The 15462-nt window shown below is 61.9% G+C and carries 12 protein-coding genes; 5 read left to right on the forward strand and 7 right to left on the reverse strand.

The window, feature by feature from the left end:
- Nucleotide 1 precedes the first annotated feature (1 nt).
- Nucleotides 2-814: a 3-methyl-2-oxobutanoate hydroxymethyltransferase gene (gene panB, locus D8M36_RS00680; protein WP_126845923.1), complete on the reverse strand. Its 813-nt coding sequence runs from the start codon at nt 812-814 to the stop codon at nt 2-4.
- A 103-nt stretch (nt 815-917) separates the two neighbouring features.
- Between panB and D8M36_RS00685 the strand changes: the two genes are divergently transcribed.
- From D8M36_RS00685 to D8M36_RS00695, 3 genes are read left to right on the forward strand one after another with little or no spacing between them, the layout of a single operon-like run.
- Nucleotides 918-2249, forward strand: a complete 1332-nt coding sequence (locus D8M36_RS00685; protein WP_126845925.1) for a glutamine synthetase family protein — start codon at nt 918-920, stop codon at nt 2247-2249.
- A 7-nt stretch (nt 2250-2256) separates the two neighbouring features.
- Nucleotides 2257-5229 (forward strand): bifunctional [glutamine synthetase] adenylyltransferase/[glutamine synthetase]-adenylyl-L-tyrosine phosphorylase, encoded by a 2973-nt coding sequence (locus D8M36_RS00690; protein ID WP_126845927.1) that lies wholly within the window; start codon nt 2257-2259, stop codon nt 5227-5229.
- A 12-nt stretch (nt 5230-5241) separates the two neighbouring features.
- The gene (locus D8M36_RS00695) at nt 5242-6141 is read left to right on the forward strand and encodes a hypothetical protein (RefSeq protein ID WP_164497561.1); all 900 of its coding nucleotides are present in this window, start codon (nt 5242-5244) and stop codon (nt 6139-6141) included.
- A gap of 28 nt (nt 6142-6169) precedes the next feature.
- Here D8M36_RS00695 and glnA read toward each other — a convergent pair whose 3' ends face one another.
- The gene (gene glnA / locus D8M36_RS00700; protein WP_065247772.1) at nt 6170-7594 is read right to left on the reverse strand and encodes a type I glutamate--ammonia ligase; all 1425 of its coding nucleotides are present in this window, start codon (nt 7592-7594) and stop codon (nt 6170-6172) included.
- Nucleotides 7595-7707: 113 nt separating this feature from the next.
- Here glnA and D8M36_RS00705 point away from each other — a divergent pair, with 113 nt between their 5' ends.
- Nucleotides 7708-8142 carry an RDD family protein gene (locus D8M36_RS00705; protein ID WP_126845929.1) on the forward strand — a complete coding sequence of 145 codons (435 nt, stop codon included), beginning with the start codon at nt 7708-7710 and terminating at the stop codon, nt 8140-8142.
- 55 nt (nt 8143-8197) lie between these two features.
- On the opposite strand, the gene D8M36_RS00710 is transcribed toward D8M36_RS00705, so the two are convergent.
- The 3 genes from D8M36_RS00710 to lipB all read right to left on the reverse strand — a co-directional run bounded on the left by D8M36_RS00710 (nt 8198) and on the right by lipB (nt 10827).
- The gene (locus D8M36_RS00710) at nt 8198-8911 is read right to left on the reverse strand and encodes a DUF4191 domain-containing protein (protein WP_126845931.1); all 714 of its coding nucleotides are present in this window, start codon (nt 8909-8911) and stop codon (nt 8198-8200) included.
- 67 nt (nt 8912-8978) lie between these two features.
- Nucleotides 8979-10040 (reverse strand): lipoyl synthase, encoded by a 1062-nt coding sequence (lipA, locus tag D8M36_RS00715; RefSeq protein WP_126845933.1) that lies wholly within the window; start codon nt 10038-10040, stop codon nt 8979-8981.
- Between the two features lie 97 nt (nt 10041-10137).
- On the reverse strand, nt 10138-10827 hold the full coding sequence (lipB, locus tag D8M36_RS00720; RefSeq protein ID WP_126845935.1) for a lipoyl(octanoyl) transferase LipB: 690 nt from the start codon (nt 10825-10827) through the stop codon (nt 10138-10140).
- A gap of 283 nt (nt 10828-11110) precedes the next feature.
- Here lipB and D8M36_RS00725 point away from each other — a divergent pair, with 283 nt between their 5' ends.
- Complete coding sequence (locus D8M36_RS00725; protein WP_126845936.1) at nt 11111-12178, forward strand: hypothetical protein; 1068 nt, start codon at nt 11111-11113, stop codon at nt 12176-12178.
- 62 nt (nt 12179-12240) lie between these two features.
- On the opposite strand, the gene sucB is transcribed toward D8M36_RS00725, so the two are convergent.
- Both sucB and lpdA read right to left on the reverse strand, forming a co-directional pair.
- Nucleotides 12241-13926: a 2-oxoglutarate dehydrogenase, E2 component, dihydrolipoamide succinyltransferase gene (gene sucB / locus D8M36_RS00730; RefSeq protein WP_065247778.1), complete on the reverse strand. Its 1686-nt coding sequence runs from the start codon at nt 13924-13926 to the stop codon at nt 12241-12243.
- An 18-nt stretch (nt 13927-13944) separates the two neighbouring features.
- Nucleotides 13945-15354: a dihydrolipoyl dehydrogenase gene (gene lpdA / locus D8M36_RS00735; RefSeq protein WP_126845938.1), complete on the reverse strand. Its 1410-nt coding sequence runs from the start codon at nt 15352-15354 to the stop codon at nt 13945-13947.
- Between the last annotated feature and the right edge of the window lie 108 nt (nt 15355-15462).

A 15462-nucleotide genomic window follows, 5' to 3' on the forward strand; every position in this document is an offset into this window, starting at 1 on the left:
ACTACTTTTCAAACGTATGCTCAGGGGAGGGAAACTCCCCTGCACGAACAGCGTCGCCGTACTCACAAGCCGCCCGCATGAGGTTCGAGCGGAGGTCGGCGAACGCTTTGACGAAACGCGGCTTAAAATCGCTCAGCCCCGCCATGTCCTGCCACACGAGCACCTGACCATCGCATCCCGCACCAGCACCGATGCCGATCGTGGGCACGTCAAGCGTGTCGGTCACGCGCGCGGCGAGAGGGGCGGGCACGAGTTCGAGCACAACGGCGAAAGCACCGGCCTCCTGGAGGGCAACGGCATCGGCGAGGAGAGCGTCGGCCTTCTCTCCGCGCCCCTGCACCTTGAACCCGCCAAGCTGATTGACCGATTGCGGTGTGAAGCCCAGGTGACCGCACACCGGGATGCCCGCGCGAACGAGCGCCTCAACCTGGGGGAGAACCTCGCGTCCGCCCTCAAGCTTGACAGCCTGCGCGCCTGCCTGCATGAGTTCCACTCCGTGGCGGACGGCTTCCTCAACGCTTACCTGATACGTGCCGAACGCGAGGTCGGCAAGCACGAGGGGGCGCTCACATGAGCGGGCGACAGCACCCGTGAAGCGCACGATGTCCTCGTGCTTCGTGTAGACGGTGGAGTCGTAGCCGAGCACGGTGTTGCCCGCAGAATCACCCACGAGAAGCACGTCGATTCCGGCCTCGTCAAAGATGCGGGCGCTGAACGTGTCGTAGCTCGTTAGCATCGTGATGGCCCGCCCCTCCTTCTTGAAGTCGCGAAGGGTGTGGGTTCGGATCTTGCGCGGGGTGACGCTCTCGCTCACGTGATGTCCTTTCGTGCGCGCCAAGTGCAGCGCGTTCGTCATCAGCGTATCCGGCCAAGCGTAGGACTTCAGAGGCGAGGCGGAGATGGGGCACAATTGATGTATGGAACGCCACCAGGATTCAGTGCTTCGGCAGGTCGAAGAGCAGGGGATTGACTACATCCGCCTATGGTTCAGCGATGTGGTGGGACGCCTCAAGTCAGTCGTGATCTCGCCGCATGACCTCGAAAAGGCGTTCGATGAAGGCATTGGCATCGATGGCAGCGCGATTGAAGGGCTCACGCGCTCGTACGAGTCAGACATGCTGCTTCGCCCCGATCCCTCGACTTTCCGCGTCATGGGTGCACCGCCAGGTGGTGAAACCGGCGTGATGATCTGTGATGTGTTTACGCCCGACTCCGCCCCCGCAGCATCGGATCCGCGCCGGGTCCTTCGCGACGCCCTCTCTCGCGCTGAGGCCAAGGGGCTTGAGTTCCTGACTCATCCCGAGGTGGAGTTCTACCTTTTCAACCGGCGCTATGAAAAGGGAGTTCCCCTTGCGCCCGTCGATCAAGGCGGCTATTTCGACTATGTGCAACGGATCGATGGCAGCCGCTTTCGCCGCGAGGCGATGCAGGAACTCGAACGCATGAACATCCATGTCGAGTATTCCCACCACGAAGGCGGTCCCGGGCAAAACGAGATCGACCTCCGGTACGCTGATGCGCTCACGACCGCGGATAATCTGCTCACTCTTCGCGCCGTCGTCAAAGGCATCGCCCTTGCCGAAGGGAAGTTCGCGAGCTTCATGCCGAAGCCCATGATCGAACACCCCGGTAACGGCATGCACACGCATCTCTCGCTTTTCCATAACGGTACGAATATTTTCCACGAGCCAGGAGCCGAGTACGGGCTATCGCGCACCGCGCGTCACTTCATCGCGGGGCTCCTTGTGCACGCACGCGAATATTCGATCCTCACGAACCAATTCGTGAACTCCTACAAGCGCTTGTGGGGCGAACAAGAGGCTCCGAGCTACATCGTGTGGGGTCACAACAACCGAAGTGCCCTCGTGCGCGTACCGTTCCACAAGCCAACGAAGGGAACCAGTTCTCGGGTGGAGTTTCGGGGTCTCGACTCGGCAGCGAATCCCTATCTCGCGTTCGCTGCGCTCCTCGGCGCTGGCCTCAAGGGCATCGAGGAGGAATACCCCCTCCCCGAAGGTGCGGAAGACACGGTATGGGAACTCACCGCACGTGAACGGCAGGCGATGGGCATCAAACCGCTTCCCTCCGACCTCTTGCGAGCCATCGAAAGTTTCGAGACTTCCGAGCTCATGGCCGAGATCCTCGGTGAGCAGGTGTTCGAATACATTCTGCGCGATAAACGCCGCGAGTGGGAGGGCTATCGCCGTCAGGTGACCGAGTCTGAGCTCCGCACGACATTCGATATTTGACAACCACATGAGGCTTGAGACCGGCGCGATTGAGGCCCTCCAATCCGGGGAGGCCGGGGGCGAGTTCACGCACTTTGATCTCGCGCGCCTTGGTTTTGTTCGAACGGACAGGAGTGCCGCGCTCCTCGCGAGCGCTTCACTCTCGTGTGTTACGCCACAGCTCGTGCGCGCGATGGGGGCAGCGGCAGACCCTGACGAGGCTCTCCTTGGGCTCACTCGCCTTGCCGATGCGGCTCAGGCGGCGGGCCAGACCCAGCAATTCGCGCGCGTCGTTGGCGACGAAAGACTCGGGCGCACCCTGGTGCTTGTGCTCGGCAGCTCGATCGCGCTCGGGGATGCTCTCGCGCGGCAGGTGAACGAGCTGGAGGAGATTCTTCAGTGTCCGACGCTTGACGGGCCCACGCGCGAGAGTTTTCGCGAGGTGATGCTGGCCGCCGTCGGCTCTGACCCCTCGGCCGCGGTGCCGGTTGCTGCTCCCGGCCCCGAGCCGCGTAGGGCCTTTCGCCGCGCCTACTATTTTCTGCTCGCTCAAATAGCGGCCCGAGATGTGGAGGCGGAAGCCCCCGCGGACCGCCAAGCCGAGATCTCAAGACTCCTTAGTGACCTCGCCGACGCCGCGCTCGAGGGCGCGCTCGCACTGGCCCGGGCCGCTACCGAGAGGCATGAAAGTGTGCGACTCGCGATCATCGCGATGGGGAAAACCGGGGCGCGCGAGCTCAACTATGTTTCCGACGTCGACGTCATGTACGTTGCGGAGCCGGCACACGAGGGCGTGAGCGAGGGTGAGGTGACGAGGGTGGGAAGCGCGCTCGCACGGGAACTCGCTCGAGTGTGCGAGGAGCGCACGGCCGACGGCAGCCTCTGGGCGATTGACGCGAACTTGCGGCCCGAGGGGCGCGATGGGGAACTCGTGCGGACGATCGATTCCTACGCTCGCTATTACCGAAAATGGGCCCGGACGTGGGAGTTTCAAGCGCTTCTCAAGGCTCGCGCCTGCGCGGGGGATCGCTTACTCGGTGAGCGATTTGAAGAGATCGCCACGCCGCTTGTATGGCAAGCCTCCACACGCGAGGGGTTTGTTGACGACACTCGCGCGATGCGCGCCCGGGTGCTCGCGCACGCCGATGCCGAGCGCGATCTCAAGCTGGGCCGGGGCGGTCTTCGCGATATCGAATTTACGATTCAATTGCTCCAAATGGTGCACGGCCGCGCTGATGAAGATATTCGTGAGGCCGGAACACTTGACGCCCTCGAAGCTCTCACGCGAGGCGGATACGTGGGCCGCGAGCATTCGGCCGAGCTCGCCGAAGCCTATCGATTCTTACGGGTGTGCGAACACCGGCTCCAAATGTGGCGCCTGCGGCGAACCCACATGCTTCCCACCGGGGAGCGCGACATTCGGCGCCTTGCGCGCACAATCGGGGCGCAGCCGGCAAAACTTCCTGCCGCGATCGATACCGTGCGCCGGCGCGTGCGCCAGCTTCATGAGGAGATCTACTATCGCCCTCTCCTCGCCACCTCCGCAGGGCTAAGCGACGGGCAAATCGCCCTTAGTGCCGAAGCTCAGCGCGATCGGCTCGAAGCGATCGGCTACCGCGATCCCAAGCGTGCTCTGCAACACATCGACGCGCTTACGAGGGGACTCAGCCGTGGGGCCGCGATCCAGAAACAGCTGCTTCCGGCCTTCCTCGAATGGTTCGCGGGGGGCGTTGATCCAGATCTGGGCCTGCTGTCGTTCCGCAGGCTTTCCGAGACTCTGCGCGAAACCCACTGGTTTCTCGGCATGTTGCGCGATTCGGGGGTTGCTGCCGAACGGCTCACGCATATCCTCTCGAGTTCCCGCTACGTGGGCGAACAGCTCGAACAGCACCCGAATACCGTGCGCTGGCTATCGAACGATGCCCAGTTGCACCCCCTTACGCGGGCACAGATCACGCAAGAACTCGACTCGATCGCGGGCCTGGCAACGAGCGACGAACACGTGATTGACGCCCTTCGCGGTGTGCGCGCGAGAGAGATCGTCAGAATCTGCCTCGCCCACCTCTCGGGCGTCCTTGATCTGCGGGAACTCGCCCGGGCTCTGACTGACCTCGCGGAGGCGATCCTCGCCTTTACCGTGACCCGCGTGATTGCCGAGGCGGACGTTGCGCTGTGCGTGATAGCCATGGGCTCCTTCGGCGCGGGGGAGATGGGCTATTCTTCCGATGCCGATGTGCAGTTCGTGTGCGAAGGCAACCTCGAGGTCGCGACCCGGATCGCCGCCCGCGTACAAAAGATCCTCAATGCCCCGGCCTCGGGCATCAACATGCGCGTCAATGCCGATCTGCGACCGGAAGGTCGCTCAGGCCCACTCGTGCGCACGCGCGCGAGTTTCGAAGACTATTACGCGCATCATGCCGAGAGATGGGAACGCCAGGCGCTTTTGCGCGCTCGTTGCGTTTCCGGCCCCAAAGACCTCTGTGAAACGCTCACCGCGATCATGGACCGCGAGCGCTATCGCCCCGGCGGGATGGACGCGCACGAGCGCCGAGACTTCGCTCGCATGAAAGCCCGCATCGAAGGAGAGCGACTCCCGCGTGGCGTGAGGCCGAGCCATCACCTCAAACTGGGGCGGGGTGGAACGACCGACGTCGAATGGTGCGTACAGCGACTATTGCTTGAACACGCGGGAAACGACGAGGGCCTGCGTACCGTCGGAACCCTCGACGCCCTCGCAGCCCTCGAGAGCGCCGGGCACCTCACTCCTTCCGATGCACTCGCGCTTCGCCGCGCCTGGATGCTGGCATGGGAGTTGCGGCGAGCGCTCTTTTTGTGGCGCGGTCGTGAGAGCGATGTTCTTCCTACCGACCTCGTTGACCTGAACGCTATCGCCACCCTCGTACGCGAGCCCGTGGAGAATGCTCGTGCGATCGAGGAGAGATACCTCAAAGTGACGCGCCACTCGCGCCAGGTCGCCGAACGCCTGATCTTTGACGAGTAGCCTGAAAGGGCTATGACCTCACCCGAACTGAGCGCTCAGACCCCTCGCGGCCGCATGTACCGGATGGAACCCGGAGGGAAACTCGTCCACCCCTCCATCACCACTGTCGCCGGGATGCGCGCGAAAGACCACCTCAATGGCTGGTACGCGCGTATGGCTTCGAAACGTGCGCTTGAGATGTTCTCGTACCTCGATCGCAACCCCTCACGCGCCTTTGACGAAATCCGGCGCGTGAACCGCAACAGCTGGACCACCCAAAAGCGCATTGCCGAAGCAGCACCCGACTACACGAAAACAACCGCGGATTTCGGCACCTACGTTCATGCGCTATGCGAAGCATGGGAACGATCGGGAGAGCGGCCCACCGAGTCCGACATGCGTGAACTCGCGACAGAGATGCGCAGCGGGGGAGACCTCCTGAGCTTGGAAACGAACCTCGGGGAGCTCGTGGGGCGAGCGAATGTTCGGCTCGACGGCTTTGCGGGGTTTCTCGAGGATTTCCAACCGGAATTCGTCGAGATCGAACAAACAGTGGTGAACCGCACCGTCGGCTACGCCGGCACTACCGATGCCATTGTGAAAATCGGGAACACGCTGCTCACGGGTGACATCAAGACGTCGAAGAAGGTTCGTGGCGACTACGCTCTCCAGGGCGTTGCCGTCATGAGGGCAGAAAATCTCCTCGACAACGACGGAACCTTGCGCGAGATGCCCGAACTCACGGGCGCGTTCATCATTCACCTGCCGGAAACGGGCGGGTACAGCGCGGTGCCGCTGCGCACATCCGACGCTGAGTGGGAAACGTTTAAGGCCCTGCGAAAAGCGTGGGACTTCGCGCCCGACGACTGCACGCTCAGCGAAGCACAGAGCCCGAAGGAACTGCTGCTTACGCTCCTAAACGCGAAGCTCTAGCGCGAAGCCCCACTTATCCACTTGCGGTCTAGAGATCGTAGTAGAGCTCGAACTCGTAGGGGTGGGGGCGAAGCCTGAAGGGCTCAACCTCAAACTCGCGCTTGTAGGCGATCCACGTGGTAATGAGATCCTCCGGGAACACATCGCCCTCGGTCAGGAAGTCGTGATCACGCTCAAGCTCATCGAGCGCTTCCTCGAGTGAGGCCGGGAGAGTCTTGATGTCCGCATGCTCTTCCGGCGGAAGCTCGTAGAGGTCTTTGTCGATCGGCTCGGGAGGTTCGATGCGGTTCCTGATGCCGTCGATGCCCGCCATCAGTTGGGCAGCAAACGCGAGGTACGGATTTGCCGACGGATCCGGGGCACGGAATTCGAGGCGCTTGGCCTTCGCAGAGTTGCCAGTGACCGGGATGCGAATCGCCGCTGAACGGTTCCTTGCCGAATACACCATGTTGACCGGGGCTTCGAAGCCCGGCACGAGGCGCTTAAACGAATTCACCGTGGGGTTGGTGAAGGCCGTGAGAGCGGGGGAGTGTTCGATCAAGCCGCCAATGTACCAACGGGCGAGATCCGAAAGCCCGCCGTAGCCACTCTCGTCGTAGAAAAGTGGCTCACCGTTCTTCCAGAGTGACTGGTGGCAGTGCATGCCCGAGCCGTTGTCTCCAAAGATCGGTTTAGGCATGAACGTTGCTGAGCGTCCATTTTCCCACGCAACGTTCTTGATGACGTACTTGAACTTCATGACGTCATCGGCAGCCTGCAAAAGCGTGGAAAAGCGGTAATTGATCTCTTGCTGGCCTCCCGTGCCGACCTCGTGGTGGGCGCGCTCCACCTCGAGCCCCACCTCGTCGAGCACGCGCACCATCTCATCACGCAAATCGGCCATTTGGTCCACGGGAGCCACGGGGAAGTAACCGCCTTTCATGGCGGTTTTGTAGCCCTGATTCCCAAACTCTTCTTCGCGGCCCGTGTTCCACGCTGCCTCGTTCGAGTCGATCTCGTAAAAAGCGCCGTTTGCTTCCGTCTGATAGCGGATGGAGTCGAAAATGTAGAACTCGGCTTCGGCGGCAAAGAAGGCGGTGTCGGCAATACCGGTTGAACGGAGGTATTCCTCGGCTTTCGCAGCGACGGTTCGCGGGTCGCGGCTGTAAGGAGCATCGGTGAAGGGATCGACGATCGCGTAATTGATCACGAGGGTCTTCTGATCGCGGAAAGGGTCCACGTAGGCCGTGCTGAGATCCGGGATAAGTTTCATATCGGATTCGTGAATGGCCTGGAACCCGCGAATCGAGGAACCGTCGAACAGCTGTCCCTCGGCGATTGCTTCTTCGTCAAAGGTTTTCGCGGGAACATTGAAGTGCTGCATGACGCCGGGGAGATCGCAGAAGCGAATATCAATGAACTTGACATCCTCTTCCTCGATGAACTTCACGGCTTCGCTGGGATTGCTGAACACGTATCCTCCGTCCGTGCTGAGCGCACGTTAACTTTGAGCAGTTGCCTCTCCTAGTTTACGTCCACCCACGTCAGGGTTTGCCTCACGCACGGCCGCGAACGTACGGTTTTGGAATGAATCGCCCCATAAATAGTGACGAGTCAGTCGAAAACGACGCCCGAGCAGCGGCGCATCCCGGCGACGTTTTTGGTCTTCCCGACCGCGGCAGACACTCCATTGCACCGCTGCCTAGGCGCTTCTTTTCGATGTGTCTCGACTGGGCGGCCGCGGCAGCCGTGTCCTTTCTCGCCTTTCACTATGACCCGCTTGCCACTCTCGCGCTGTTCCTCGCACAGGTCATCGTGATGCAGACACTTTTTGGCGCAAGTCTCGGTCAATTCCTGACCGGGATCCGCGTTCTGCCCGTGACTGGGCGCTCGCCCATGCTCCTGCGCGCCCTCGTACGTAGTGCCATCATGCTGAGCGTGATCAGCGCGTTCGTGGTGAACGAGAACAGGCAGACTCTCCACGACCTCGTCGCGGGGGTCGTTGTCGTGCGCTCTCAATAAGCATCGCCCCCAGCGGCCTGTGCCGAAGGGGGCGAATACGCAGGTGCCGGTCGGCTCAGCGACCGCGCATAGCCTTGCGATTGGGGCGAGCGCGCATGGGATCGACGCCTTTGGGAATGGCCTGACGAACGGGATTGGGCAAGGCACGGAGCCGACGGCCAATTTCGCCGGCTTCCGCCTTCGTGAGTTCATTCTTCATGGCGGTCAGGTGCCGGTTGAGCTTCGGAAGCGGAACCTCTCCCTCGCCGTGGCCCACATACACCGCATGCACCGGAACGTTCGGGAACATGCGGTTCATGCGCTTGACTTCTTTGCTCATGAGCTTTCGCGAACCACCGCCGGAGCCCTCCGACACGAGTGCAATGCCCTTGCGGCCGCTCGCACGAAAGAGCATCGAACGACTGCGAGCATCGAAGGCCGCAGGATCCTGCTCAACATTCCACCCTCGCGAAATCTGCTGCATCACGGCAATCGCGGCACCGGGCTGATCCTCGATCTTCGAGTACGTGGCCTTCTGTGCCCTGCGGCCAAGGATGATCATCGCAAGGAGAAGGCCGAAACCGAAACCGATGAAGGCTCCGTAGATCGGGTGGCCGAAGGCCCCGAAAATGAGAGCGAGCAGGACGGTGAGGCCCACGATCGAGAGAATCATGAGCGGTGCCGTCGAGCGATCGTACGCCTGAGTTTCTTTGAAGACGTCGATCGTCTGCCGGATGCGGCCGGGCTTCTTCGTCTTAGCGGGGGCGTCGGTCGTGTTCTTGCGTGCCATTAATCCTTGTCCTTAGCGCGGTGCGGGGGGTTCGAAAACCATCCTCAAGCATAACCGGGAAATGAGCCTAAGCCGTTGCCGAAACCTTCCGCTCAGCACGCTCCCTGTCACGCTTTTCACGTGCGGCCTGACGCTCCACCACGCTCGTGGCTTCCTGGAGGGCGGGCGCCGAGGAATTGAGGTGCGAGAGTTCCTCGGGAATCTCGCGGCCAAGTTTCTCCATCGCCTGAGCCCACAGCCGGCCGGCGCGATACGACGAACGCACCATGGGCCCGGCCATGATCCCCGCGAAGCCCATTTCATAACCTGCCTCGGAGAGTTCGAGGAACTCTTGCGGCTTCACCCAGCGATCGATCGGGTGATGAAGTTTCGAGGGGCGCAAATACTGGGTGAGGGTGAGAATCTCGCAACCGTTGTCGCGAAGATCCTGCATAGCTGAAAGAATCTCGCTCGTTTCCTCCCCCATACCAAGGATGAGGTTCGACTTCGTGATCATCCCGTTCGCCTTCGCATCGGCGATGACGCCGAGGCTGCGCTCGTAACGGAAGGCTGGGCGAATCCTTTTGAAGATGCGAGGCACGGTTTCGAGGTTGTGACCGAAGACTTCGGGCTTCGAGTCGTAGACCTGCTGCATCGCGCTCGAATCACCCTTGATGTCGTCGATGAGGAGTTCCACGCCCGTACCCGGGCTGATGGCGTGGATCTGGCGGCAGGTCTCGGCAAAGAGCCCCGCGGCACCGTCTTCGAGATCATCGCGGGCCACCCCTGTCACGGTCGCGTACTTGAGGCCCATTTCCTTGATGGAAGTGGCGACCTTGAAAGGCTCGGCAGGGTCGATCGCTTGTGGTTTGCCGCTTGCGATGTCGCAAAAATCGCAGCGGCGCGTGCACGTGTCGCCGCCGATCAAGAAGGTCGCCTCGCGATCCTCCCAACACTCAAAGATGTTGGGGCATCCCGCTTCTTCGCACACCGTGTGCAAGCCGCGTGAATGCACGCGCTTCTTCATATCGGTGTACTCGGGGCCCATGTTTGCCGTGGTTTTGATCCAGCTAGGTTTGCGTTCGATCGGGGTTTCCGCATTGCGGGCCTCGACCCTGAGAAGGCGTCGTCCTTGGGGTTCAACTGCCACGTCACACTCTCCTTGCGAGTAGGGGTCTCAAGATTCTAGTAGGCGTTGCTGCCAACTCCCGCACAACGCTCATGTGATCTCGACGGGTGGTGATTGTTTATTCGAGGCCGCGTTCGGCTTCGAGTTCCTTCATGGCGTCTTCGACATCAGCGAGCACATCCTTCGGGCGCACAGTACGGTCGCTTTCAACGGAAAGTGAGGTCACACCTGCGTCGTCGATTCCGCACGGGATCACGTTCATGGCCCACGAAAGGTCATTCTCGCAGTTCAGTGCGAAACCATGCATCGTGCAGCGCTTGGCGACGCGCAGCCCAATTGCGCACACTTTTCGGTCCATCCCGAGCTCATCGAGGACCCACACGCCGCTTCGCCCTTCAACAGGAGCCGTAGGGACGCCAGCCTTGGAGCACACGCCCATGATGGCCCGTTCGATGCCTCGTACGAAGCCCACGACATCGATGGGGGCAGGAAGCTTGACGATCGGGTAGCCCACGAGCTGACCAGGACCGTGCCAGGTGATCTTGCCACCCCGATCGACATCAATCACGGGGGCGCCGTCACGTGGACGCTCGACCTCGAGGGTGCGCCGACCAGCGGTATAGACCGGCTGATGCTCGAGAAGAAGAAGCGTATTTGGGCGTTCGCCCGCAATTACCTCCGCGTGGATCTGTTTTTGCACATCCCACGCGGCGTTGTAGTCAACGGGACCGGGCGGAAGATTGAAGTCTTCGTGAGCGGATTCAATCCCGGAATCTTCGGAAAAAGCGAGGTGAATGATGTCGAGCACCTCACCATGCTAGTGGTCGACGTGGGTAGGGAAAAGTTTCCGCGGGCGAGAGCACACGTTTGACGAGCGGGTTATCCACAATTTCGGATCAGCCCTGGGATTGGCATCGTCAAAGGGTTGAAATGATCTCATGAGACTTGACACCTCGCGCCTGACATTAGTTTTTGGCACAGGGCTTCAGCCCGTTCGACTGGTTCGCTCGGAAAATGGCCGGCAAGTGTGGCAGGCCCGGGATCACAGGGGCCGACGCTTGACGCTCGTCCGTGCTCGCACACTTCGCGCGGTGAACCAGGTGCGGCGCGAGATCGCGCTGCTTCGAGCCCTCGAAGCGGGCAATATTTCGGCGGTTCCTTCGCTTAAATGGCGCGGCTTCGCGGCCTACGCGTTTGCGGAGGGGCCCAGTGCACTTGCGCCGCCACGCGGCAAAAGGGCCGCGCGGAGTGCGAACACACGAAGTGGCGGCACGGTGGCGGAGATGGCGTCGGACCTCGCAGTTCTCCTGAAAGCACTGCATTCACGAAACCTCACGCTTGGCCTCCCCGGGTTTCGCGGGCTAGAACTTTCGCCGCGCGGCCGTGTTGTCGTCACGGACTTTTCGCACGTGGCGCAGCTGAGTCCAGTGAAAAAGCGCGGTGATGAGCAATGGCTTGCGCGCCTCACAAGTGGTGCGGGAACCTACCGCTACGCGCAGCGCAAAGCTGAAGAGTTGGAGGAGTGGACATGGGAGGCGGGGAGTGAGGCCCCGGCAGCCGTATGCCCTACTCTATCCGGGCGGGGCGTGCCGGCTGGCGCTGCTCTTCGGCAGGGCAAAGGAAAGCCCGGGCGAAACCGCCCCCGAACGCGTAGCAAGCGCTCTTTGACGTTCGTCGCGGTGGCAGCACTCGCGTGCACGGTGCTCGTGGGCGGAGCCATGCGGGCTTCCACCCCTCAACTGGCACCCTCCGAGGCGGCTGCGGTCCCCGCTGAACGCAACGACCCGGTCGAAATCATCACAGCCCTTGCCCACGCCAGGCACCGCTACCTCACCGGAAAAACTGAGCTTAATGACTCAGCGGTTCCTGGAAGTGAAGCGGAACTGGCCGACCGGAAGCTCCGTGCGGCTCTCGAAGGAGTGCAGGTTGAGGGCGGTGAAGTGCGCGTTCTCGAAGCACACACTCTCGAACAGAGCGAGAATGATGCGCGCGTGCGCGCTCGGCTCAAAGACACCCCCGCGCGCATGGGCGAAGGCGTGCACTCTCTAGAACTTGACCAAAGTAGGCCCTATGAAGTTGACATCCGCCTTGAGCGCATCGCGGGGTCGTGGCGGATCGCCTCCACGACGCCCGTCGGTGAGGGAGGGGAGAGCGCTTAAGAAAAACCCGGGCCGGGCTTTCTCGCGAAAGCACGGCCCGAGTTCTTGTCAGAGGAACTCGATCAGAGTCCGAGGTCCCCCTCGAAGGCGCCGTCCTCGAGGCGTTTCTTCATCGTGGAGAGGAAGCGGGCAGCATCGCCGCCATCAACGAGGCGGTGATCGTAGCTGAGGAACAGGTACATCATCGAGCGGATCCCGATCGTCTCATTGCCGTCGGCGTCCTTCACGACAGCCGGGCGCTTGACGATCGTGCCGCAGCCGAGGATGCCCACCTGCGGGTTCGGAACGATCGGGGTATCGAACAGCGCGCCACCCGAACCCGTGTTCGTGATGGTGAACGTCGCGCCCTGAAGATCGTCCGGCGTGAGCTTGTTGCCCTTGGCCTTCGCGCCGAGCTCACCAATCTGGCGGGCAAGACCCGCAAGGTTGAGATCGCCCGCGTTCTTGATGACCGGAACGACGAGGCCACGCTCGGTGTCCGCTGCCATACCGATGTTCTCGACACCGTGGTACTTGATCATGTCGCCCGCAATCTCGGCGTTCAGCTTCGGATGCGCCTTGAGCGCTTCCACAGCCGCCTGCATGATGAACGGGAGGAACGTGAGCTTCGCACCTTCACGCGCGAGGAAGTCGTTCTTCGCCCGGCCACGAAGAGCCGCAATGCGGGTCATATCGACCTCAACGGCGGTGGTGAGCTGCGCCTGTGTCTGGAGCGACTCGACCATGCGCGACGCAACGATCTTGCGCAAGCGGGTCATCTTCTCCTCGGTACCGCGCAGAGGCGACACCTCGACCTTCGGGGCTTCCTTCTTTGCGGGAGCCGCGGCGGACGGTGCCGAAGCGACAGCGGGAGCGGGAACCTCCGCCTTCTTTTTCGCCTCGATAGCTTCCTGCACATCCTGCTTACGGATACGGCCGCCGATGCCCGAGCCCTTGACCGAGCTAAGATCAATGCCGTTATCCGACGCGAGCTTGCGCACGATCGGCGTCACGTACGCCTGCGCATTGCCGCTCGAGGACACCGTTTCCGAAGCCGTGGCGGCGGGAGCAGTGCTCTGTTCAGCCTTGGGGGCCGGCGAAGCGCTTTCCGCAGCGGGAGCGGCGGGGGCCGGGGAGGCGTCGGAAGGAGCACCCGAGCCGATCACGGCAATGGCCGCGCCAACCTCGGCCTCCTCATCCTCCTGCACAAGAATCTTTTGGAGGGTACCCGCAACGGGGGAGGGAACCTCGGTGTCAACCTTGTCGGTCGACACCTCGAGGAGAGGCTCATCGGCCTCGACCTGTTCGCCAACCTCCTTGAGCCAACGCACCACCGTTCCCGAATCAACGGACTCACCGAGTGCGGGCATCTTCACTTCTTCGCCATCGGCGCTACCGGAGTTGCTCGATGAGTCACCGGGCGCTTCGCTTTCACCAATGGGGGCCTCCTGCGTTGTCGAGGGGGCAACCGTAGGATCCGAGGCGAGGTTCTCACCCTCGCTTGGCTCCGCGGAGCTCGATTCAACGCCGGAACCATCGCCGACTACGGCAAGGTCAGCGCCGATCTCGGCGTCCTCATCCTCATTCACGAGAATTTTCTCGAGGACACCGGCAACGGGGGAGGGGACCTCGGTGTCGACCTTATCGGTCGAGACCTCGAGAAGCGGTTCGTCAACGGCGATTTCCTCGCCAACTTCCTTGAGCCAGCGAACAACGGTACCCTCGGTGACGGACTCACCGAGAGCGGGCATCTTGACGATTTCAGACATAGGTATCTCTCCTCGTGATCAGGCGTGTGCGTGGAGCGGCTTGCCAGCGAGAGCGAGCGCAGCCTCGCCCATCGCCTCGTTCTGGGTGGGGTGGGCGTGGATGAGCGAAGCAACATCCTCGGGCTCCGCCTCCCAGTTGACGATGAGCTGTGCCTCGCCGATCTGCTCCGACAGGCGTGCACCGATCATGTGGATACCGACGATCGGGCCGTCCTTCTCACGCACGAGCTTGATGAAGCCCTGAGTGCCGAGGATCTGGGACTTTCCGTTGCCGCCGAGGTTGTAGTCGTAGGTCGCGACGTTGTCGTCGCCGAACTTCTCTTTTGCCTGCTTTTCGGTGAGACCCACCGAGCCGATGTTCGGCTCGCAGTAGGTGACGCGCGGGATGCCCGACTCGTCGATCGGCTGGGGGTTGAGACCCGCGATCTGTTCGGCCACGAAGATGCCCTGCTGGAAGCCGCGGTGAGCGAGTTGGAGGCCCGGAACGATGTCACCCACGGCGTAGATACCGGGAACGTTCGTTTCGAGGGTGTCCTTGTTGGCGAGCACGAATCCACGATCCATCTCGATGCCCTGCTCTTCGTAGCCGAGCCCCTTTGTCTGCGGGCCGCGGCCGACAGCGACGAGGAGGTAGTCACCTTCGTAGGTCTTGCCGTTGGCGAGCGTGACCTTGACGCCAGTCTCGGTCTGCTCAGCCTTCTCGAAGAACACGCCGAGCGAGTAGGCGATCTTACGCTTCTTGAACGCACGCTCGAGATTTTTAGAAATTGCCTCGTCCTCGTTAGCAACGAGGTGGGGGAGGCCTTCGATGATCGTGACCGATTCAGCGCCGAGCGACTTCCACACGGAAGCGAACTCGACACCGATCACGCCGCCGCCGAGGATGATGGGGTTCTTCGGAACCTCGGGAAGCTGAAGAGCGACCTCGGAGTCGATAATGCGGCCACCGAGTTCGAGGCCCGGGAGGGTCTTGGAGAAGGAACCCGAGGCGAGGATGATGTTCTCACCCGTGAGGGTCTGTTTCGAGCCGTCTTCCGCCTCAACCTCGACCGTGTTCTTACCCGTAAGGCGGCCGAAACCGTTGACGAGGGTCGCACCGGAGGAACCCACGAGGCCCTGGAGGCCTTTGTAGAGGCGCCCGATGACTTTGTTCTTGAAGTCGAGCATCTTCTCGGTGTTGATCGCGGAGGCGGTCATCTCAATACCCACGGCCTTCGCTTCGGCGGGGGTGTCGGCAATCTCGCCTACGTGAAGAAGCGCCTTGGTGGGCACGCAGCCACGGTGGAGGCACGTGCCGCCGAGCTTGTCTTTCTCGACGAGGGCAACGCTCTTTCCAAGCTGGGTGGCGCGCAGCGCGGCCGCGTAGCCGCCGCTGCCACCTCCCAGAATCACGATGTCGAACTTCTGGTCTGTGGAGGTATCCGCCACGTTCAGCTCCCTAACTGTTGAGGATTGGGGGCATGTCGCCGAAGGTCCCGGCCTCGAACGCTAAGCCAGCCGGTGCGGCATGCACGCCCATTATCGTAAGACACGCCC

The organism is Dermabacter sp. HSID17554, assembly GCF_003989295.1.
Lineage (GTDB): Bacteria > Actinomycetota > Actinomycetes > Actinomycetales > Dermabacteraceae > Dermabacter > Dermabacter vaginalis.

What these genes read in the sequence shown, in the direction of transcription:
- D8M36_RS00685 (WP_126845925.1), top strand. Translation starts at nt 918, where the DNA reads ATGGAACGCCACCAGGATTCAGTGCTTCGGCAGGTCGAAGAGCAGGGG.
- D8M36_RS00690 (WP_126845927.1), top strand. Translation starts at nt 2,257, where the DNA reads ATGAGGCTTGAGACCGGCGCGATTGAGGCCCTCCAATCCGGGGAGGCC.
- D8M36_RS00695 (WP_164497561.1), top strand. Translation starts at nt 5,242, where the DNA reads ATGACCTCACCCGAACTGAGCGCTCAGACCCCTCGCGGCCGCATGTAC.
- D8M36_RS00705 (WP_126845929.1), top strand. Translation starts at nt 7,708, where the DNA reads ATGAATCGCCCCATAAATAGTGACGAGTCAGTCGAAAACGACGCCCGA.
- D8M36_RS00710 (WP_126845931.1), bottom strand. Translation starts at nt 8,911, where the DNA reads ATGGCACGCAAGAACACGACCGACGCCCCCGCTAAGACGAAGAAGCCC.
- sucB (WP_065247778.1), bottom strand. Translation starts at nt 13,926, where the DNA reads ATGTCTGAAATCGTCAAGATGCCCGCTCTCGGTGAGTCCGTCACCGAG.